We start from the raw sequence: 19,898 nt of genomic DNA on the forward strand, positions 1-19,898 counted from the left end.
TCTGGAGGAAACAAATATGCTCCGCGCCATGATTTTTTTGATCGCTCTCGTTGCTGGTGGCGGTGCCGCGTGGATGTCTGTCGATGGGTTCGGCGCAGCGCCTGCGGCATCCGCCTATCCCGACGGCACGGCGACGATGGTCACGACAGATGTGCTTGTTGCAACGAATGATCTGCCATCGGGGACGCCTGTCGATGCCGAAACGATGCGCTGGCAACCTTGGCCCAAGGCCGGGTTGAATGAAGCCTTCATCACACGTGATTTGCGCCCAAATGCGATCCAGGACTTCAACGGTCAGGTCGTGCGCAGTGGTCTGACTGCCGGTGAACCACTTTCCGACGCGAAATTCACTGCGGGCGACGCCGGTGCGCTTTCCGTCATGCTGACGTCAGGAACGCGCGCTGTCGCCGTGCGGATCAGTGCCGAAAACAGTGCTGGTGGATTTGTTCTGCCCAATGACCGGGTCGATGTGTTGCTGACGACAAGTCGGCAGGACGGTTCTGGCCAAAACATCGTCAACAGTGGCGTGATCCTCAAGAACGTCAAAGTGCTTGCCGTTGATCAGATGGTTGACGGTAACAGCGACGCGGTCGTTGGCAAGACAGCCACGCTTGAACTGACCCCTGTTGAGGTCGAAATCGTTACAGCTGCGGAAGTTACCGGATCCATTTCGCTGGCTTTGCGCGCGATGGCCGACAATGGCGAGGATTCGACTGTGGTTGTCGCTGAAAAACGGACGCTGAGGATTTATCGCGGTGGCGCATTGGAAGTGATCAACCTCGACTGACAGCGGGGAGGACGAGCCCCATAGCGCAGATTGGACGAACAATGAAAAACGCCCCTTTACTGCTGACACCGGATGCCATGGTCGCGCAGCCGCGTGTCAGACCCTTAGGTCGCACGCCGCATATCAAAATTCATGCGTTCTGCGAGACAGAGACCCTTGAAGATGCGATGCAGAAAGTTGCGCGCGATCGGCGCTTTCAGCGTGCCGTGACTGACGTCATGCCGGGGGGCATCGGCGCTGCGATTGCGTTTTGCAGCAATAATCCAACCCCAGATGTCTTGTTGCTGGAGAGCCATGCCGCGAAACAAGACCTGCTCGAGGCATTGGCCGACCTGGCACCTGTCTGTGACGAAAAGACCAAGGTTATCGTGGTCGGCACATCCAATGATATCTCGCTTTATCGCGAGTTGATGGACGGCGGTGTCGCTGAATATCTGCTTGCCCCAGTTGATCCCTTGGCGATCATCGGCACGGTGTTGCGGTTTTTCCCGGAAAAGAACGCGGTCCGTATCGGCAAAGTCTGCGCGGTTGTCGGGACCAAAGGCGGAGTCGGGTCTTCGGTGCTGGCGCAAAATCTGGCCTGGACGATGTCGCAAAACGGGTCGGCGACGATTCTGGCGGATATGGATCTTCAGTTTGGAACCGCCGCACTGAACTATAACATTGATTGCCCAATCGGCTTTGCGGATCAGCTTCCAGAAGCGGATCGTCTTGACGGTGCGTTGTTGGAGCGTCTCTTGTTCAAGTACGGGCCGCATCTCAGCGTATTGCCGGGTGCGACAGCGGCACATACCGCCACAGAGCTTGACGCCGAAATCGTCGATAAAATGATGGAACTTGCCCGGACAATGTTTCCGCACATCATCCTGGATTTACCGAATGCCTGGTCACCTTTGGTGCGCTCGATCTTGGGAACCGCTGATGAGATCATCGTCGTGGCAGAGCCCGACTTGGCAAGCCTGCGCAATGCGCGCAGCCTGTTGGATTTCGTCAAAGCGGCGCGTCCGAATGATCCGCCGCCACGGTTGGTCCTGAACAAAGTCGGGATGCCAAAGCGCAATGAGATCAAGCCAGATAAATTTGCCGCAGCATTGAAAGTCAATCTGGCGGCGCAGGTGGCATTTGACCCGGCCAATTTTAGCGCCGCAGCAAACAATGGACAGATGATCACTGAGTTTTCAAAGAAGGCGGCGGTGACCCCGATATTGGGCCAATTGGCGCGGCAGGTCATGGGCCTTCCGTCAGCAAAAAAAGGGATCGGTCTTCGCAATTTCTGGCGCCGATAATCCGTTTATTGCGCAGTCAATCATCGATCCTGCCAATTCGGCCAGTCCATGAGGCTAGCTGATCTTACGGCCCGGTTCATGGGATAATCTGTCCATAGCTGGGTCTTGTTGCGTCAGACTGATCGGTCCCTCACGGCCATTGCAAGGAAACAGGGTATGTTCGGAAAGAGAAGCGAATTCAAACCAACGGTCGTCGAAAAAAAACCGGATGCACCCGAGCTGACCATTGTGGCAGAGAACCGTGAACCTGTCGCATCACCAAAGCAGGAAAAGCGTGCTGCAGAACCGCAAAAAGCCAAAGCCTATTATGACCTGAAAAAAGAGCTGTTCGCGGCGCTTCTGGAATCCATTGATGTCGCGCAGCTGACGACCTTGGACCCCGAGCAGGCGCGTATCGAAATCGGCAGTATTGCGAATGATATTCTGGCAGTCAAAAAGGCGGTCATATCCACCGCCGTTCAGGATGAACTGATCGATGACATTTGCAATGACGTCCTTGGCTACGGCCCGCTAGAGCCATTGTTGGCGCGCGACGATATTGCCGATATCATGGTCAACGGCGACAATTTCATCTTCATCGAAGTCGCAGGCAAAGTCATCCAGACCGATATCCGGTTTCGCGACAACACCCAGCTTCTTAACGTCTGCCAACGGATTGTCAGCCAGGTCGGACGTCGCGTGGATGAATCCAGTCCGATCTGCGACGCGCGGTTACCTGACGGCAGCCGGGTGAATGTCATCGCACCGCCACTTGCGCTTGAAGGGCCGACCTTAACAATCAGACGCTTCAAGAAGGATAAGCTGACGCTTGATCAGCTTGTCGACTTTGGCGCGATCACCCATGAAGGCGCAGAAATTCTGAAAATCATCGGGCGTGTCCGCTGCAACGTGATCATTTCCGGGGGCACAGGTTCCGGCAAGACGACATTGCTCAACTGCCTGACGCGTTATGTCGAACCCGATGAGCGGATCATTACCTGTGAAGATTCAGCTGAACTGCAGCTGCAACAGCCGCATGTGGTGCGACTGGAAACCAGACCACCCAACATTGAAGGTATTGGTGAGATCACCATGCGGCATCTGGTGAAAAACTGTCTGCGCATGCGCCCGGAGCGTATCATCGTGGGCGAGGTGCGTGGACCAGAGGCTTTCGACCTGTTGCAGGCAATGAACACCGGCCATGACGGATCTATGGGGACGCTCCATGCGAACAGCCCACGCGAGGCTTTGTCGCGGATTGAATCGATGATCACAATGGGGGGCTATTCGCTTCCCATGAAGACTATCCGCGAGATGGCCGTCAGCTCGATCGACATCATCGTGCAGGCGGCGCGTCTGCGCGACGGGTCACGGCGGATCACACATATTACCGAAGTCATCGGGATGGAGGGCGAAGTGCCCATCACCCAGGATCTGTTCATCTACGATATGACGGGTGAGGATGCGCGCGGCAATATCATCGGCCGGCATCGCTCAACCGGGATTGGCCGCCCCGCATTCTGGGAAAAAGCACGATACTACGGCGAAGAAAAACGATTGGCTGCCGCGCTGGAGGCGGCAGAAATAGCGGACTGATCGAAGGTCCAGACGAAAGGGTGAGGTCAAAATATGTCACAAAATCTGAACCTTCTTTTGACGTTCTTGCTGGCCAGCATTTTTGTCGGCGGCGTCCTTTTTGCTGTTCTTCAACCTCAGCTCGCGCATCTTGCGAATACGAAACGGCGCATGCGCCTAGTGTTGGGCGACGGCAGTTCGCCCACGGCAACGCACGGCGCGGCCAGCGGGATGCGGCGCCAACGATCTGTCGAAGATACGTTGAAGGCCATCGAAGAGAAACAGAGAGCCCAGGCAAAAAGCCGGTCTCGCAAAAGCCTTCAAAGTCGGTTGAGAGAGGCAGACCTGACTTGGTCAAACGCTTTATATTATGGGCTGTGCGTCGCGACGGCCTTCCTGCTATTTGCCTTGTTTCGGCTTGGTTTTGGCATGCAGGCGATTTTGGCCTGTGCCTTTGCTATGCTCGGTGCAGGCCTTCTTCCGCAATCATACCTGCGTCTTCGCCGTAACCGAAAATTGAAAGAGTTCGGCGTGCAATTTCCTGATGCAATTGACGTCATTGTCCGGGGTGTGAAATCCGGCATGCCGCTGGGAGACTGCATCCGGGTGGTCGCCTTTGAGGGGCAAGAACCGGTCCGCAGCGAGTTCAAGTCCGTGGTCGATGATCAAACACTTGGCGTGCCTGTCCAGGAAGCCGTGCAGCGTTTGGCAGAGCGGGTTCCACTGCCAGAGACGAACTTTCTGTCGATTGTCATTACGATCCAAAGCCGGTCTGGTGGGAACCTGACAGAAGCACTTGGCAACCTTTCCACCGTGTTGCGTGAACGCAAAAAGATGCGCGGAAAGATCAAGGCAATGAGTTCCGAAGCAAAAGCTTCTGCGGGGATTATCGGCTCTCTCCCGCCAATTGTGGCGTTCCTGCTGTTTCTGACCAGCCCGGACTATATTTCCCTGCTTTTCAATACGACGACCGGCAATGTGGTTTTAGTCGTCGCTGCGGTCTGGATGCTGATCGGCGTGCTGATCATGCGAAAAATGATCAACTTTGATTTTTAGGAATGTTGTGATGATTTTGAACATTCTCACAAACAACAAAGACATGGTTGTCGTCGTCATGACAGCGCTGGCTTTTTTCTGCACTGTGATCGCTCTTGGCTGGCCGTATCTGAAGGGTGACATCATCACAACACGGATGCAGCAGATTGTCGATGTTTCGGACAAGGACAGGCTGCGGAAAAAAGGAAAATCCAGCACTGGAAAACCACGTCTTTTGCTTCTGAGTGAGCCAAGTCAAATCCTGGCCGTTATCGTCGAACGATTTAACCTGGCGCGAAAACTTGAGGACGGCGCAACTGTTCAACTGCTCAGGTCAGCAGGGTTCAGAGGGCGTGCGCCCATCATTACCTTTCTCGCGATGCGTCTGCTGATGCCACTTTTATTGCTGGGATTGACGGCATTTTACTTGCTGGTTGTTATAAAGCCTGAAATTCCTTTCGCGGCCATCATTGCGATCATTTTTGTTTCTGGCCTGTTTGGATATTACCTTCCAGCGATCTATGTGAAAAACTGTATCGCAAAGCGGCAACAATCTATCAGGCGCACATGGCCGGACGCACTTGATCTGCTTTTGATCTGTGTTGAATCGGGCATGAGCAGCGAACATGCTTTTCGAAAGGTCGCAGATGAGATCGGTAACCAATCAAAAGAGCTCGCAGAAGAGCTATCACTGACCACAGCGGAATTGTCATTCTTATCCGATCGCCGCACAGCCTATGAAAACCTTGGAAAACGAACCAATCTTGATAGTGTAAAATCCGTTGTATCCGGTCTGATGCAGTCCGAAAAATACGGCACGTCACTGGGGCATGCATTGCGCGTGCTTGCGCAGGAAAGCCGTACCGCGCGGATGAGTGAAGCAGAGAAAAAAGCAGCCTCCTTACCACCAAAGTTGACGGTTCCGATGATCCTGTTTTTTCTGCCGGTCCTCTTTGCCGTGGTAATCACACCAGCCGCTATTCAGATCATGAATGGCTGATGAGGGATGAATTGACATGCCAGGGCAAAAAATAACCGAGACTTGCACATTATCTGCTGAGACAGGTCGGGCAGCGCGTCCCGATCCAAGGGCGAAATTCATTCGTCAGTTTGGTCGCGATTGCAGCGGTGGCATTGCGATCATGGCCGCGCTTTTGATGCCGGTACTGACACTTGGGCTCGGGCTGGGTGCGGAAACCGGATATTATTACATGACGCAGCGCAATCTTCAGAACGCTGCCGATCTGGCGGCGCATGCCGGCGCTGTCAGGCTGCGTGCAGGGGACGATGAAGCTGCAATTCGTGCCGCCGCGCTTCACGTGGCAAAAGCAGCAGGGTTTGTCGAAAGTGACGGCTTTTTCGATGTCAATGTCCCGCCCGAGACCGGACCGAATACTGGAAACCCGGCGAGTGTTGAGGTTCTCGTGACAAAAAGCCAGACACGGTTTTTTTCTGCGATAATCAACAGTGAACCGGTTCTTATTAACGCGAGGGCTGTTGCAAACGTCTTCTCCTCCGGGTCGTCAGCCTGTGTTCTGGCGCTTTCGCGCACCGACAGTCGCGCCGTCACGGTCAGCGGATCGACAGATGTCTCGCTCGACGGTTGCGATGTCGCATCGAACTCCAATGCGTCGGACGCCTTTTGGATGAGCAATTCTTCTGCGCGGCTGACGGTGGATTGTATCCAATCCGTTGGTGGCACCGTGAGCAATCATCAACTTATTCTTCAAGAATGTGCAGCCCCTAAGGAAAATGCGCCCGTCGTCCGAGATCCTTATGCTGATCTTGCAGAGCCTGAAACATCCATTCCTTGCGAAAGCAATGTCAATGTATCGGTCTTTAACCCGACGCAACCCCACCCAAGCGGTATGCCCGCGATGCGGATTTGCGGGGGGCTCGATATCAAGTCGAAAGTCGTTTTCAATCCGGGGCTTTATATCATCGATGGTGGTGACCTGACGATGAATGCAAACGGTGATGTGTCCAGTGCCGATGTCGGATTAACGGCTGACGGCGTCACCTTTTTCCTGAAAGGAACATCGACGCTTAAATTCAACGGGAATGGGAACTTGAATATCCAATCGCCGTCTTCGGGACCATATGCCGGAATTTTGTTCTTTGCCAGCCGTAGTCAGACAGGGCTGACGCATGAAATCCGTGGAAACTTTGGCTCTACAGCACAGGGGGCGTTATATGCCCCAACCTCCGCGATTAGTTTTAGTGGCAATTCGACAGCAACGAATGGATGCACGCAGATTATTGGTTTGACTGTCGAATTTACCGGGAATTCGACGTTGCGATCAAGTTGCAGTACTGAAAACGGTCGTATCATTGAAACGAATGTGTCCGTCAGGATCGTGGAGTGAATTAAATAAAATCTATTCAGATAAGCTTAACCGGCTAATCACTTTGTACCACTAAGATTCTGATGACCTCGCGTGTCACAACTGCGGATTTACACGCGTTCAGATAGGCTTGCTCTATGGAAATATCCACTGCACAGGCCGTTTGTAGCGCGAGACATGCATCTCGCAGAGATATGAAACCCATTATTCCGGCCCGCGCGATGAAAAAATGGGACTTTCGGGAAATTTCAATTTTATCCTGATCACCTGCTGTTGGATTTTGAAATGCGGTCTCGAGGCTGGATGCAAGATCCAGCAGTGCCGCGATAGCATGGGGATCACCGAGAAGTTCGCGAAAATCCTGAAAGACCCTGTCATCGAAATGTGCTGGACTAACGTGAACATCCTCCTGGATGCAAAAATTTTCTTGATGAGCCATTTTCAGCACCTGTGATATTCTATTCGTGCAATTATAGGGGAGATATTCTGGAATAAATAGTATTATTAGCCTCGGGTGGATGTTTCCATTTACTTTACTTTCGGCTTGGTTCCACCAAACGGCGCACTGTTGAATATGAAGATATTGAATCGATCTGTCACATCATAGGATGTTTGACATGATACAATGCAGACGGCATGTTCGAAGGCGATAAATGGCGGGCGACCTCTTGCTGGTAATCAGCAAGGCAGGACGACATGGTTGAACATTAAAAATGCCGCGCAATCGCAAGACAAAATATGGTTGCGAAGTGCCGCAGGAGAGAGACGTAAGGGGCTGTGGGGTTTGGTCTGATGACTGGTCATATAATGACATGAACGCAGCAGTGAAAATCATGGTTGTTGATGATGATGACCTTGTCCGGCGATATGCGGCTTTGGTGCTCGAAGCAGCAGGATACGATGTCTTTTCTTTTGGGGGTATCGAAGATGCTCTGGAAGCTCTGAAAAACGGAACGCACCCCGATTTGTTGTTCACGGATGTGTTGCTTGATGGAAATGAAAATGGATTTCACCTTGCGCGTCTTGCGCGCGTCATTTTGCCGGATCTGAAGGTTCTTTTTGCGTCCGGCTATGCCGACCCACGGTATTTTGATGAAGCACCGGAAGATATCGTGTTTCTTCCGAAGCCCTATAGTCGGCAAAGCTGCCTTCAGGCCGTTTCAGAAATTCTGGCGGCTTCACGATGATGAGGCTGCCCGCGCCGAGCGGCCACTGATCGCACCGCAGCATGAGGGCGATGAAGTGACACGGGACCTATCCGGCAGCATAAATACGACCGGCACCGCACCACATTAACCTGTCGAAACATGCTCTCCTACATGCGCCCAGGAGCTTTTTTGGCGCCGTGTCTGGCGCAGAGCCTCGCACGTAGTATCTGATTTATAATCATAAAATCATTCGCTCACCTGAAACTGATGCGGAGGTTGCGGCCTCGTTCGACGTAGGAGGCCACAGGCTTTCTGGCGCCGAAGCGGCGACGAAAACAGAGATCGTGACGATTGTGTCTTGCGCCCATCACAATCCTGACTAAAACCGTTTTGAATCCCGACTATTTTTATAAACAATGGAAACGTCATGTCTTACCCTGCCTCAATCCTCTGTCCCCTGTTTCGAGGCCATGCATTGATTCTTGGTTGCACCGCTTTAACGCTGTTGCCGGTCGCAGCCAGCGCACAAGATGATTCATCCTTTCGTCTGTCGCCGATCATCGTGCAGGCCGATGCGGTCATTGATGACGATGCCAATGCCATCGTGGCGCAGGAAATGTGGACCGGCGGCAAGGTCGCAACCAGCATTCTGGACACGCCAGCCTCGGTCAGTGTGGTCACCGCCAAAGAGATCGAGATGCGCAATGCCGATACGGTGGAAACCGTGCTGCAATATACCCCCGGCATCCATACTGATTACTACGGCTCTGACGACCGCAATGATTACGTGCTGGTGCGCGGTTTTCAGGCGACCAGCTATCGGGATGGCATGACTTTGGGGTCGATGCGCGATATCCGCGAGGATCCTTTCGCCTATGCGCGGGTCGAGGCGATCAGAGGCGCCAATTCCACCCTCTTCGGCGTGTCCGACCCCGGTGGTTCGATCAATTTCGTCACCAAACAGCCGCAATTTGAGCGGTTTGGCGAGGCTTATTCCACCATCGGCTCGCATGATCATGCAGAACTGGGTGTCGATTTCGGCGATACGTTGAACGCCAGCGGCACGCTGGCTTACCGCCTGACCGCCAAGGTGCAGGACAGCGGGCAGGAATATGACACCGGGCGCGACAACGGCACCTTGCTGATGGGGGGTCTGACATGGCAGCCGTCAGATGCGACCGCGCTGACCATCGTGGTTGACCAGTTGACCCGCGATGCGACACCCAACAGCGGTGGATATCCGCTGCAAGGCACGTTTGACCGCGAAAATTTCTTTGGCGATCCAAACCAGAACGACCATGACGTGGATCGCAAGACGGCTTCGGCCTTTCTGCGGCATGCGTTCAATGACAATCTGAACCTGCGCGCCAATCTGCGCTACAGCGATCTGACCGATAGTTTCGGCTATGTCTATCTGGCCGAAGGCACCGGGCCTGCCGGCATGGTCTATGACCGTGATTTTTATGGCCAAGACCGGTCTGCGCAAGAGCTGGTCGGCAATGTGATCCTGCAATATGACGCGCAATTCGCGGCTTTTGACAGCAGCACTTTGGCCGGTCTGGAATATCGCGATGCGCAAAGCACGGTGCGCGCCTCCTTCGCTGATGCGAGCCCCATCGACATCACCAACCCTGTCAATGCAGGGGCCGCCGTGACAGCCCCTTTGTTCACCGATGAGGATCGCGATTATCGCACGCGCTCGGCCTTCCTGCAGCAGAACCTGTCCTTTGACGACCGGTTCATCGCGACGGTCGGTGTGCGCCGCGATTGGCTGGATCTGGAAACAACCTCTCGTATCACATCCACCACGCAATCGGATGATTTCGCTGAAACCTCCTGGCGCGGTGCGCTGACCTATAAGATCACGCCAGAGATTTCGACCTATGCGAGCTATGTCGAATCCGTCGCACCGCCATCAATCGGTGTGGCACCGGAACGGGGCGAGCAATATGAGATCGGCGTGAAATATCAACCATCCGGCATGGATGCGCTGATCTCTGCCGCGGTCTTTGATCTGACCAAGGATAACGTCAGCGTGCCGGTGGTGCAGGATAACGGATCAATCGTGCAAGAGCTGATCGGCGAATCCCATGTCACCGGGTTCGAGGTTGAAGGCAAAGCCGCCTTGTCCAACCGGGTCGAGGTGATCGCAGGCTATTCCTATATCGATACCGAGGTGGTGCGCGGCAATGTGCGGGGCCGGGATGTGTCGGGCAATGAATTCGCGACCGTGCCGAACCATACCGCCTCGCTCTGGCTGAATTACACGCGGCCTGCGGGCGATGTGGTCAATGATCAGACGTTCGGGATCGGCGCGCGCTATGTCGGGGATTATTTCTATGGCATCCCGAATGGCGACAAGGCCGAGGCGGCGGTGATCGTCGATGCGTCCTATAGCTATGCCTTTGATCAAGGCGCGGAACTGGCGCTGAATGTCAGCAACCTGTTCGACGAACAGCATGTCGTGGGCTCTGCCACCGCCAATTACTACAACCCCGGCCGCAGCATCGCGCTGACCATGCGGCAAAGCTGGTAAGGCATCGCCCCGGTCCCGCAGCAGCGGGGCTGGGGTTTGTGCCTGCAGATCGGATTGGAGCTTTCCATGTTATCTTTCATGCGTCTCACGCTGGCCGCTGTGACCCTTGCCGCAACCGCGCAATTGATCAGCGCGCAGGATTACCCGCAGACAATCACCCATGCCTTTGGCTCCACGGTCCTGACCGAGAAACCCGCACGGGTCGCGACCGTGTCTTGGGCCAATCACGAAGTGCCGCTGGCCTTGGGCATCGTGCCGGTCGGCTTTTCACGCGCGAGTTTCGGCGATGATGACAGCGACGGTCTGCTGCCTTGGGTCGCGGCACGGCTGGACGATCTGGGGGCTGATGTGCCGGTCCTGTTTGACGAAGGCGACGGCATCGATTTCGAAGCGGTGGCAGCGACCGACCCCGATGTGATCCTTGCCGCCTATTCCGGCCTCAGCCAGTCTGATTATGACCTGCTGAGCCAGATCGCGCCGGTTGTGGCCTTTCCTGATCAGCCTTGGGCCACAGAATGGCGCGACATGATCCGCCTGAACAGCGCGGGTCTGGGCATGGCGGACGCGGGCGAGGATCTGATCCGCGACCTTGAAGCGCAGATCGCGGATGTTGTGGCGGATCATCCGCAGCTTGCGGGCAAGACGGCGATGTTCGTCACGCATCTGGATGCGCGCGATCTGAGCACGATTTCCTTCTACACCGCCAATGACGCAAGGGTGCGGTTTTTTGAAGATCTGGGGTTGGCCTCGCCCGCCAGCGTGCAAAGCGCCTCGGCCGATGGACTGTTCTTTGCGCAGATCAGTGCAGAACGGATCGATGATTTCGCCGATGTCGATATTGTGGTGACTTACGGCGATGCGACCTTGCTGGAGGCGATCGCCGCCAATCCGCTGGCGTCGCGCATGGCAGCGGTGCAAAGCGGATCGGTCGTTCTGCTGGGGAATGACCCGCTTGGCACTGCTGCCAATCCGACGCCGCTGTCGATCCCGTACATACTGGATGATTATGTGGCCTTGCTGGCCGCAGCGGCAGGCAAGGCAGAATGATTGCGACCGCGATCCTGCACCGGCCGCAGCTGACGCGCGGTGGCTGGCTGGCCGTCACGCTGGCCTTGTTGATCGTGGTCATGGGCCTGTCGGTGACCTTTGGCACCCGCGCGGTTGGCTGGTCTGACATTGGCGCGGCGCTGACAGGTCAGGTAGAGACCATCGGTCAGGCGGCGGTGGCCTTGCGTTTGCCGCGCACCTTGCTGGCGGCTTTGGCGGGCGCGGCGCTCGGTGTTGCAGGCGCTGTGATGCAGGGTGTGACCCGCAACCCTTTGGCCGATCCCGGACTGCTGGGCGTGAATGCCGGTGCGGCGCTGGCGGTGGTGATCGGCATCGCATGGTTCGGCATATCGGGCCATTATACCTATATCTGGACCGGCATCACCGGCGCGGCGCTGGCGTCGTGCTTTGTCTATGCCGTTGGATCGATGGGGCAGGGTGGTGCGACCCCATTAAAGCTGACGCTGGCCGGTGCCGCCACATCCATTGCCGCCGCTTCCGTCACATTGGCGCTGGTGCTGGGGCGCAATGACATCGCAGCATCGGTGCAATCCTGGCAAGTCGGCGGCGTCGGCGGCGCGACACTGGCTGCGACTTTGCCGATGCTGCCATTTCTGATTGTCGGCCTTGCCGTGGCAATGCTGTCGGCGCGGCATCTCAACATGCTTGCCCTTGGCGATGATACGGCGGTGGCTTTCGGCGTGCGTGTGTCGGTGGCGCGCGGCGCGGCCCTCATCGCGGCGGTCCTGCTCTGCGGTGTTACGACAGCGATCTGCGGCCCGATTGGCTTTGTCGGGCTGGTCGTGCCGCATCTGTGCCGCCTGCTGGTCGGTGTCGATCACCGCTGGCTGCTGCCGTTCTGCGCCGTGGTAGGCGCTGCCTTGCTGATCGGGGCCGATGTCGCAGGCCGCGTCATCGCCCGCCCGAGCGAGGTGGATGTCGGCATCGTCACCGCGCTGATCGGCGCGCCGGTCTTCATCGCCATCGTCCGCCGGCAGAGGCTGCGGGCGTTATGACCAGCGCTGTCTTGTCTCTGCCGCTGCTGCGGCACCGGCGCATCCGGCACCGGCAGATCGTCATTGCGATGCTGCTGGCCTTGCTGGTCGCTGGTGCGGCGCTGACGCTGAGCGTTGGCCAGACAATCACCCCGCCGTCTGATGTGCTGGCCGTGCTTTTCGGGCGCGATGTGCCCGGTGCCAGTTTTACCGTCGGCACCCTGCGCCTGCCACGCGTGGTGATGGCGATCCTTGCCGGGCTGTGTTTCGGGCTGGGTGGCACGGCTTGCCAGATTCTGCTGCGCAACCCGCTGGCCAGCCCCGATATCATCGGGATCAGCGCGGGCAGCGGGGCTGCGGCGGTTTTCGCCATCGTGGTTCTGGGGTGGAGCGGGTTTGGCGTCTCTGCCCTGTCGATCATCGGCGGGCTCGGTGCGGCGGCGCTGATTGCGGCGCTCGCTTGGCGAGACGGGCTGTCGGGCGGGCGGCTGATCCTGATCGGGATCGGCGTCTCGACACTGCTGAACAGCGCGATTGCCTGGCTTTTGCTCCAAGCGCCCGCATGGAGCCTGCAAGACGCGCTACGCTGGCTGACTGGCAGTCTGAACACGGCGTCCCTTGATCAGGCCCTGCCGCTGATCGTGGCCTTGCTGATCTGCGGCGGCGTGCTGCTGTCACTGACACGCGATATTGCGGCGCTGCAATTGGGTGATGACAAGGCCGCAGCCCTTGGCGTGCGGATCGGTGCTGTGCGCGTTGCGGTGATCCTCGCCGTCGTCGGCCTGATCGCGGTCGCGACAGCGGCCACTGGCCCCATCGCCTTTGTCGCCTTTCTGGCGGGTCCGATTGCGGCGCGGATCGCGGGGCCGGGCCAGCCGCCTTTGATCCCCGCTGCTCTCATCGGCGCTTTGCTGGTGCTGGGCGCGGATTATGCGGGGCAATTTCTGCTGCCGCATCGCTATCCAGTCGGGGTGGTGACCGGCGCTTTGGGCGCGCCGTTCCTGCTGTCGCTGATCATCCGGATGAACCGGACGGGGCGGCTGACATGAGTGATGCTGCCCTTGTGGCCCAATCCCTGACCGCAGGTTACGCCGATTCTATCGTGCTGTCGGATCTGAACCTGAGCGTGCCGCGCGGCCAGATCACCGCGATTGTCGGGGCCAATGCCTGCGGCAAATCCACCTTGCTGCGCACGATGTCGCGGCTTTTGGTGCCCAGCGGTGGGCAGATGCTGCTGGATGGGGCGCAGATCCACAAGATGCCGCCGCGCGCGCTGGCGCAACGGTTGGGTCTGTTGCCGCAACAGCCGGTTGCGCCCGATGGCATCACCGTGGCCGATCTGGTCAGCCGCGGCCGCCACCCGCATCACGGCCTGCTGTCGCGCTGGACCCCTGCCGATGACAGCGCCGTTGCGCAGGCGCTGGCCGCGACCGGCACGACGGACCTTGCCGATCGCGATGTCGATGCCTTGTCCGGCGGTCAGCGGCAAAGGGTCTGGATCGCCATGGCTTTGGCGCAGCAGACCGATGTGCTGCTGCTGGATGAGCCGACGACATTCCTTGATATCGCGCATCAGATCGAGGTGCTGGATCTGTTGATCGATCTGAACAAGGCCGCAGGCACGACCATCGTCATGGTGCTGCATGATCTGAACCTCGCGGCACGCTATGCCGATCACATCATCGCGCTGGCGGGCGGAAAGCTGCATGCCGCAGGCCCGCCGGATCAGGTGTTGACCACCACCATGGTGCGGGCGGTCTTTGGACTTGCTTGCAGCATCATGATCGATCCCGCCTCTGGCCGCCCGATGATGCTGCCGCACAGCCGCCATGACCCCCAGCCGCCAATCACAACAAGGACCGACATAAGATGACATTTTTCGCACAGATGACAGCGCAAGTGCAGGCGCTGATGGCGCTTGGCGGGATCGCGATTGTGGTGATCGCCGCCTTGTCGGTGGTCACACTCGGCATCATCCTATGGAAGGTGTATAGCCTGCTGCGGTTGGGTGCATGGGCCGGTGGCCGCACCCGCCGTGCTGTCGCGCTGTGGCAGGCCGGAGAGATTGCGCAAGCCTTTGCGCAGATTGCGCCATCGCACTCCTTGCGCGCACAGGTCGCACAGGCGGCGATGCACGGGTGCCGCGACCGACAGGATGATGAGGCCGCCGCGCGCGAAGAAACCGCCCGCGTTGCCCGCGCCGCTTTGGAACAGGCGCGCAGCGGGCTGCGGTCGCTGGAACTGATCGCGACGATTGCGCCTTTGCTCGGCCTGCTTGGCACGGTGCTGGGCATGATCGGCGCGTTTCAGGCGCTGCAACAGACCGGCGTGCGCGCTGACCCTGCCGCCCTTGCCGGTGGGATCTGGGAGGCTTTGCTGACCACCGCCGCAGGCATGGCGGTGGCGATCCCGGCCTCGGTCGCGCTGACATGGTTTGAAAGCGTGAATGACCGGCTGCGGTTTGACATGGAAGATGCGGCGACCCGGATATTTCTGGCGCGTCCTGCCGCCGATCAGCCGCTGGCCGCCTGAATGTTCACCTTCGACGCCCCAAGGCCAAGGCGCAAGCCCAGCCTGACACCGATGATCGATGTGGTGTTTCTGCTGCTCGTGTTTTTCATGCTGGCGGCGCGGTTCGGCCTTGATACGACGCTGCCGCTGGTCGCCGCAGGCGGTGGCGCGGAGTATAGCGGCCCCCCTCGGTTGGTAGATGTCGCCACCGATGGGCTGGCGTTGAACGGCGTGTCCGTGACGCCCGATGTGCTGCATGCGCGGCTGGCTGATATGACGCAATCCCCGGGTGATATGATCGTGCTGCGGCCAGCGGCCGCCACCGATCTGCAACGTGTGGTCGATGTGATGCTGGCGCTGCATGCGGCGGGCTTCACCCGTGTCGTGATGGTGGAGGCACCATGACGTTCGACATGCCCGCCCGCCGCACACCGCCCGAAAGCATCGTGCCGATGATCAATGTGGTGTTTTTGCTGTTGATCTTCTTCCTGATGACCGCCCAGATCACCCCGCCCGACCCCGTTGAGGTGACGCCGCCTGTCGCCGCAGTGGAAGACCCCGCAGCGGGGGAATTGACGTTGTTCATCGGTGCTGATGGCTATGCCGCCTATGACGATGCGCGCGGCGATGCCGCGGTGCAGGCGGTTCTGGCGCAGGCCGCAAATCAGCCCGCGCTGATCATCAAGGCTGATGCGGGCGCACCGGCAACGGCTGTTGCCGCTTTGCTACCAAAGCTGGCTGCTGGTGGCTTTGCCGATGTCGCACTGGTCACGGGTGCGCCATGAGACGCGGCATTGAAATCACCGGTTTCGGTCTGGTGGCGCTCGGCTTGCATCTGGCAGCGCTGGCGGTGTTTCAGGCGCAGCCCGAGGCTGGCGCTGCCGCCAGTGGCGCAGGTGGTGACGCGATGATCACGCTGCAAGCGGCGGATGGCAGCCTGGCCGAGATGATCGCCGATTGGGAACGCCCGCCAGAGGTGGCGACCGCACCCCCACCGCCGATGCCAGCGCCACCACCGGTCGAGACTGCCCCACCGCCGCCTGTCACAGCGGCCCCGGCATCGCCGCAGATGCCAGAAATGCCGCAAATGGCCATGCCGGACAATACAGCGCCAGCGCTGCCGATGGTCAGCGATCCGCCGCCCCTGCCGCCACAGCTGGCAGAGGTGCCGCCGCCAACTGCTGTCCGTCCGGTGGCGCGCCCGGACAGACCGACTGCGCCCGAACGCCCGGCCGCGCCGCCGCAACAGGCCAGCGTGGCACAGCGCGCGGCAGGGCAGGGCGGCGGCAGCGCTGCGGGCAATGCGGAAACGGCTGCGGCTGCTGCCGCTGCCCGGTCCAGCCTGATGGCCGAATGGGGCGGCACGATCCGCGCGCAGATCGAGCGGCGCAAATCCTATCCCCGCGCGGCGGGCAGTGCCGCTGGCACTGTGCAGGTCGCGATCCGTGTCGGTGCCGATGGCGGGTTGCAGGCTTTGGGGCTTGCGCAATCTTCGGGCAATGCCGCCCTTGATGCCGCCGCGATCGAGGCCGTGCAGCGCGCCGGGCGCTTCCCCGCCGCACCGACAGCCCTTGGCAGCGGGGCGCATGATTTCACCCTGCCGATGGCCTTCAGCCGTTAGCGGGTCCAGTAATAGCAGATATAGCTTCTGTCGCGGGTCAGGCCGAGCGTCGCGAAATGCGCCTTGGCCTGCCGGATCATCGCCTGTTCGGCAGCGATCCAGACAAACGTGTCAGGCGACAGCCGGTCAATGCGTGACAGTGCCGGCCACAGACCATTGCCATCCTGCCGCAGCACCCACTCCAGCGTCACGCCAGCGGGACGTGCAAGATCGGTGATCTCGGCCTTGTCGCCGACCTCGATCAGCGCGCGACCCCGGCAGGTGGGGCTCGCTTGGGCAAGGATCCGGCGGATCGCGGGCAGGGCGGTTTCATCACCGGCGATCAGCAGATCCTGGGTGACCGGAAAATCGCCGCTGCCCGGCCCGGTCAGCCCGATGACAGCGCCGGGTTGCGCATTCTGGGCCCAGTCACCGGCACGGCCACCTGCATGCAGATAGATGTCGAAACTGAATTGCCCGGCAGCGGGATCAAGCGTTACGAAAGTATAGGACGCCCGGTGCAAAGCATCCGCGCCGCTGGGCCAGATCGTGCGGTTGCTGTCATTGATCTGCGGCCAGACCGGCGCGCGGCCGTCAGGCGGCAAGAGCAGCGAAAAATGCATGCCGCCAGTGGTCAGCGCCGCAACACTGTCGCAGGCCATATGCACCCGCAGCATATTGGCCGAGATCATTTCCGTGCCGCGCAGCCGGGCGAGGTGGAAATTCGGGGGCCGGTGCAGCTTTGGCGCATCGCTCTGCCAGATCAGCGCGGCGCTGATGTCCGGCATGATGCAGTCGAAAAGCGTGATCACAATTTCCCGCGCCTGATGCAGGGTCAGCGCATCGGGCGCGGTCACATGTGCGTCCAGACGCCCCAGCGTTACGCGGATCACGGCATCGGCCGGGCCGCGCGACAGATACAATGCGTCCTGCTGCCGGTGATACGGCAAATCCCAAGCGGTGACCTGCACCTGCAATTTGTCCAGCAGATCATCTGGCAGGGGGCCGTCATGCTGCGTTGTCGTCTGGACAGCAGGCGTCAACGTGGCGTGGTTTTGCAAACTCATGCCGCATTCAGCCTTGTATAGGCGCCACCGCTTTGCAGCAGATCGTCGTGGCGTCCGATTTCAACAATGCGCCCGGCCTCCATCACGGCGATCCGGTCCGCGCCACGGATCGTGCCAAGGCGATGGGCGATCACCAGTGTCGTGCGGCCGATGGACAAAGCCTCCAACGCGGCCTGGATCTGGCGTTCGGTGGTGGTGTCGAGGGCGGAGGTCGCCTCGTCCAAGATCAGGATCGGCGGGTTTTTCAGGAAAGCGCGGGCAATCGCGACACGTTGTTTCTGCCCGCCCGACAAGGTCACACCGCGTTCGCCGACGATGGTGTCTAGACCGGCAGGCAGGCCCGCGATCATGCTGGTCAGTTGTGCTTGTGCGGCGGCTTGCAGGATCTCATCCTCACGCGCATCCAGCCTTCCATAGGCGATGTTTTCGCGCAGGGTGCCGCCGAACAGGAACACATCCTGACTGACGATACCCACCTGACGGCGCAGGCTGCGCAAGGTCATGTCGCGCACATCGATCCCGTCGATGGTGATCCGCCCGGCCTGCGGATCGTAGAACCGTGGCACCAAAGCCAGCAGCGAAGTTTTGCCCGCGCCCGAGGCCCCGACAAGGGCCAGCGTTTCGCCGGGCTGAATGTCGAGCGATATATCCGCCAAAACCGGCTGGCCGGGGCCGTAGGAAAAGGTGACATCCTCAAACCGGATCGCGCCTTTCAGCGCGGGGGCGTCATGGGCACCGGGATGGTCGGCGACGTCAGGCGCGGTTGCCAGCAATTCCTGATACCGGCGGAACCCGGCGATGCCACGGGGGTAAAGCTCGATCACCGCAGCGATCTTGTCAATCGGGCGGAAGAACACGCCAACCAGCAGCAGAAAGGCGACAAAGCCGCCGGTCGTCAATTCGCCGCGAAGCACAAAGAGCGCACCCGCGACCATGACGACGATCTGGATCATCCGCATGCCCATGTAATTGAGCGAGGCCGAAGCCGCCATGGTCCGATAGGCCAAAAGCTTGGTCGCGCGGTAGCGGGCGTTGTCCTGCGCAAACAGCGCCTTTTCATGTTCTTCATTGGCAAAGGCCTGCACGACGCGGATGCCGCCGACATTTTCTTCCAGCCGCACGTTGAAATCGGCGACACGGGCATAGATCGCCTGCCAAGCAGCGGTCATACGGCCACCAAAGACCGTGACGATAATCACGCTCGCTGGCACGATGGCGGCCGTGATCAGCGCCAGATTGGTATTGATCGTCATCATCAACGCGAAGGCCCCGACGAATGTCATCACCGCGATGAACAGATCCTCTGGCCCGTGATGCGCGACTTCGCCGATTTCTTCCAGATCGCGGGTGACGCGGGCGACCAGCTTGCCGGTGCGGACCTTGTCGAAATAGGAAAACGACAGCCGTTGCAGATGGGCAAAGGCCTTGCGGCGCATTTCCGTCTCGATATTGATGCCCAGCTTGTGGCCCCAATAGATCACGATGGCCATCAGCCCGGTATTGACCAGATAGACCGCCAGCAGCCCGATGGATACGAGCACCGTCAGCCATAGATCGCCACGGGGCAGCAGCACGTCGATGAATCCTTTGATCGCCAGCGGAAAGGCCAGTTCCAACAGGCCCGACAGGACGGCACAGCCGAAGTCGAGCCAGAACAGACCGGCATAGGGGCGGTAATAGGCGTAGAAATTGCGCAGCATGATGTCTTTCGCGTTCCGGTCAGCGTGCGTCCGGCGCGCCATTTGATGCCATACTACTTTTGTCAGGAATAGATTGGCAAGCCCGGAACTGCCATGATGACGCCGCCAGAGGCAGCAGTCGTTCTGCTGTTATTTCTCCCGGGGCATGGGCCTGCGACGTGTTTGCCGTCGACTATCTGATGCGACATGCCCGGTGAAACTTTTGGTCGTGATGGTTCGTAACTCTTTCACAATGCGCCAACACCGGCGCCAAAGGGAGAGAATGACATGACACTTACCATCCGTGC

The 19,898-nt window shown here is 59.0% G+C and carries 20 protein-coding genes; 16 read left to right on the plus strand and 4 right to left on the minus strand.

What is annotated here, in order from left to right; genetic code table 11:
* Window positions 1–28 precede the first annotated feature (28 nt).
* The gene (gene cpaB / locus VOY09_RS05685; RefSeq protein WP_322893434.1) at window positions 29–787 is read left to right on the plus strand and encodes a Flp pilus assembly protein CpaB; all 759 of its coding nucleotides are present in this window, start codon (window positions 29–31) and stop codon (window positions 785–787) included.
* 104 nt (window positions 788–891) lie between these two features.
* Here the strand turns inward: cpaB and VOY09_RS05690 are convergent, their stop codons facing one another.
* Window positions 892–1,359: a hypothetical protein gene (locus VOY09_RS05690; protein WP_322893435.1), complete on the minus strand. Its 468-nt coding sequence runs from the start codon at window positions 1,357–1,359 to the stop codon at window positions 892–894.
* Between VOY09_RS05690 and VOY09_RS05695 the strand changes: the two genes are divergently transcribed.
* The 5 genes from VOY09_RS05695 (at window position 1,348) to VOY09_RS05715 (ending at window position 7,028) form a co-directional block, all read left to right on the plus strand.
* The gene (locus tag VOY09_RS05695) at window positions 1,348–2,073 is read left to right on the plus strand and encodes a hypothetical protein (RefSeq protein ID WP_322893436.1); all 726 of its coding nucleotides are present in this window, start codon (window positions 1,348–1,350) and stop codon (window positions 2,071–2,073) included. The two genes, VOY09_RS05690 and VOY09_RS05695, sit on opposite strands and share 12 nt — an antisense overlap.
* A 156-nt stretch (window positions 2,074–2,229) precedes the next feature.
* A complete protein-coding gene (locus tag VOY09_RS05700) occupies window positions 2,230–3,648 on the plus strand; it encodes a CpaF family protein (protein ID WP_322893437.1) in 1,419 nt (472 codons plus the stop codon).
* Between the two features lie 33 nt (window positions 3,649–3,681).
* Window positions 3,682–4,683: a type II secretion system F family protein gene (locus VOY09_RS05705; protein ID WP_322893438.1), complete on the plus strand. Its 1,002-nt coding sequence runs from the start codon at window positions 3,682–3,684 to the stop codon at window positions 4,681–4,683.
* A gap of 10 nt (window positions 4,684–4,693) precedes the next feature.
* The gene (locus tag VOY09_RS05710; protein ID WP_322893439.1) at window positions 4,694–5,662 is read left to right on the plus strand and encodes a type II secretion system F family protein; all 969 of its coding nucleotides are present in this window, start codon (window positions 4,694–4,696) and stop codon (window positions 5,660–5,662) included.
* Window positions 5,663–5,678: 16 nt separating this feature from the next.
* On the plus strand, window positions 5,679–7,028 hold the full coding sequence (locus VOY09_RS05715) for a TadE/TadG family type IV pilus assembly protein (protein WP_322893440.1): 1,350 nt from the start codon (window positions 5,679–5,681) through the stop codon (window positions 7,026–7,028).
* 34 nt (window positions 7,029–7,062) lie between these two features.
* On the opposite strand, the gene VOY09_RS05720 is transcribed toward VOY09_RS05715, so the two are convergent.
* The gene (locus VOY09_RS05720) at window positions 7,063–7,446 is read right to left on the minus strand and encodes a hypothetical protein (RefSeq protein WP_322893441.1); all 384 of its coding nucleotides are present in this window, start codon (window positions 7,444–7,446) and stop codon (window positions 7,063–7,065) included.
* Between the two features lie 274 nt (window positions 7,447–7,720).
* Here VOY09_RS05720 and VOY09_RS05725 point away from each other — a divergent pair, with 274 nt between their 5' ends.
* The 10 genes from VOY09_RS05725 (at window position 7,721) to VOY09_RS05770 (ending at window position 16,865) form a co-directional block, all read left to right on the plus strand.
* Window positions 7,721–8,194, plus strand: a complete 474-nt coding sequence (locus VOY09_RS05725) for a response regulator (protein WP_322893442.1) — start codon at window positions 7,721–7,723, stop codon at window positions 8,192–8,194.
* 388 nt (window positions 8,195–8,582) lie between these two features.
* Complete coding sequence (locus VOY09_RS05730) at window positions 8,583–10,691, plus strand: TonB-dependent siderophore receptor (protein ID WP_322893443.1); 2,109 nt, start codon at window positions 8,583–8,585, stop codon at window positions 10,689–10,691.
* 66 nt (window positions 10,692–10,757) lie between these two features.
* Entirely contained in the window at window positions 10,758–11,738 is a 981-nt protein-coding gene (locus VOY09_RS05735; RefSeq protein ID WP_416236732.1) for an iron-siderophore ABC transporter substrate-binding protein, read from the plus strand.
* Window positions 11,735–12,754: an iron ABC transporter permease gene (locus VOY09_RS05740; protein WP_322893444.1), complete on the plus strand. Its 1,020-nt coding sequence runs from the start codon at window positions 11,735–11,737 to the stop codon at window positions 12,752–12,754. The genes VOY09_RS05735 and VOY09_RS05740 overlap by 4 nt, the downstream gene beginning before the upstream one ends.
* Window positions 12,751–13,782 carry an iron ABC transporter permease gene (locus VOY09_RS05745; protein ID WP_322893445.1) on the plus strand — a complete coding sequence of 344 codons (1,032 nt, stop codon included), beginning with the start codon at window positions 12,751–12,753 and terminating at the stop codon, window positions 13,780–13,782. The genes VOY09_RS05740 and VOY09_RS05745 overlap by 4 nt, the downstream gene beginning before the upstream one ends.
* The gene (locus VOY09_RS05750) at window positions 13,779–14,606 is read left to right on the plus strand and encodes an ABC transporter ATP-binding protein (protein ID WP_322893446.1); all 828 of its coding nucleotides are present in this window, start codon (window positions 13,779–13,781) and stop codon (window positions 14,604–14,606) included. The genes VOY09_RS05745 and VOY09_RS05750 overlap by 4 nt, the downstream gene beginning before the upstream one ends.
* Window positions 14,603–15,265 carry a MotA/TolQ/ExbB proton channel family protein gene (locus tag VOY09_RS05755; RefSeq protein ID WP_322893447.1) on the plus strand — a complete coding sequence of 221 codons (663 nt, stop codon included), beginning with the start codon at window positions 14,603–14,605 and terminating at the stop codon, window positions 15,263–15,265. The genes VOY09_RS05750 and VOY09_RS05755 overlap by 4 nt, the downstream gene beginning before the upstream one ends.
* Window positions 15,266–15,649 (plus strand): biopolymer transporter ExbD, encoded by a 384-nt coding sequence (locus VOY09_RS05760; protein ID WP_322893448.1) that lies wholly within the window; start codon window positions 15,266–15,268, stop codon window positions 15,647–15,649. It abuts the gene before it with no gap.
* On the plus strand, window positions 15,646–16,029 hold the full coding sequence (locus VOY09_RS05765; protein WP_322893449.1) for a biopolymer transporter ExbD: 384 nt from the start codon (window positions 15,646–15,648) through the stop codon (window positions 16,027–16,029). Before VOY09_RS05760 ends, VOY09_RS05765 begins: the two co-directional genes overlap by 4 nt.
* Window positions 16,026–16,865 (plus strand): TonB family protein, encoded by an 840-nt coding sequence (locus VOY09_RS05770; protein ID WP_322893450.1) that lies wholly within the window; start codon window positions 16,026–16,028, stop codon window positions 16,863–16,865. Before VOY09_RS05765 ends, VOY09_RS05770 begins: the two co-directional genes overlap by 4 nt.
* Here VOY09_RS05770 and VOY09_RS05775 read toward each other — a convergent pair.
* A complete protein-coding gene (locus VOY09_RS05775) occupies window positions 16,862–17,911 on the minus strand; it encodes a siderophore-interacting protein (protein ID WP_322893451.1) in 1,050 nt (349 codons plus the stop codon). The two genes, VOY09_RS05770 and VOY09_RS05775, sit on opposite strands and share 4 nt — an antisense overlap.
* Window positions 17,908–19,611 (minus strand): ABC transporter ATP-binding protein, encoded by a 1,704-nt coding sequence (locus VOY09_RS05780; protein WP_322893756.1) that lies wholly within the window; start codon window positions 19,609–19,611, stop codon window positions 17,908–17,910. Before VOY09_RS05780 ends, VOY09_RS05775 begins: the two co-directional genes overlap by 4 nt.
* Window positions 19,612–19,898 lie beyond the last annotated feature (287 nt).

Source organism: Yoonia sp. 67-2 (genome assembly GCF_035117555.1).
Classification (GTDB): domain Bacteria; phylum Pseudomonadota; class Alphaproteobacteria; order Rhodobacterales; family Rhodobacteraceae; genus Yoonia.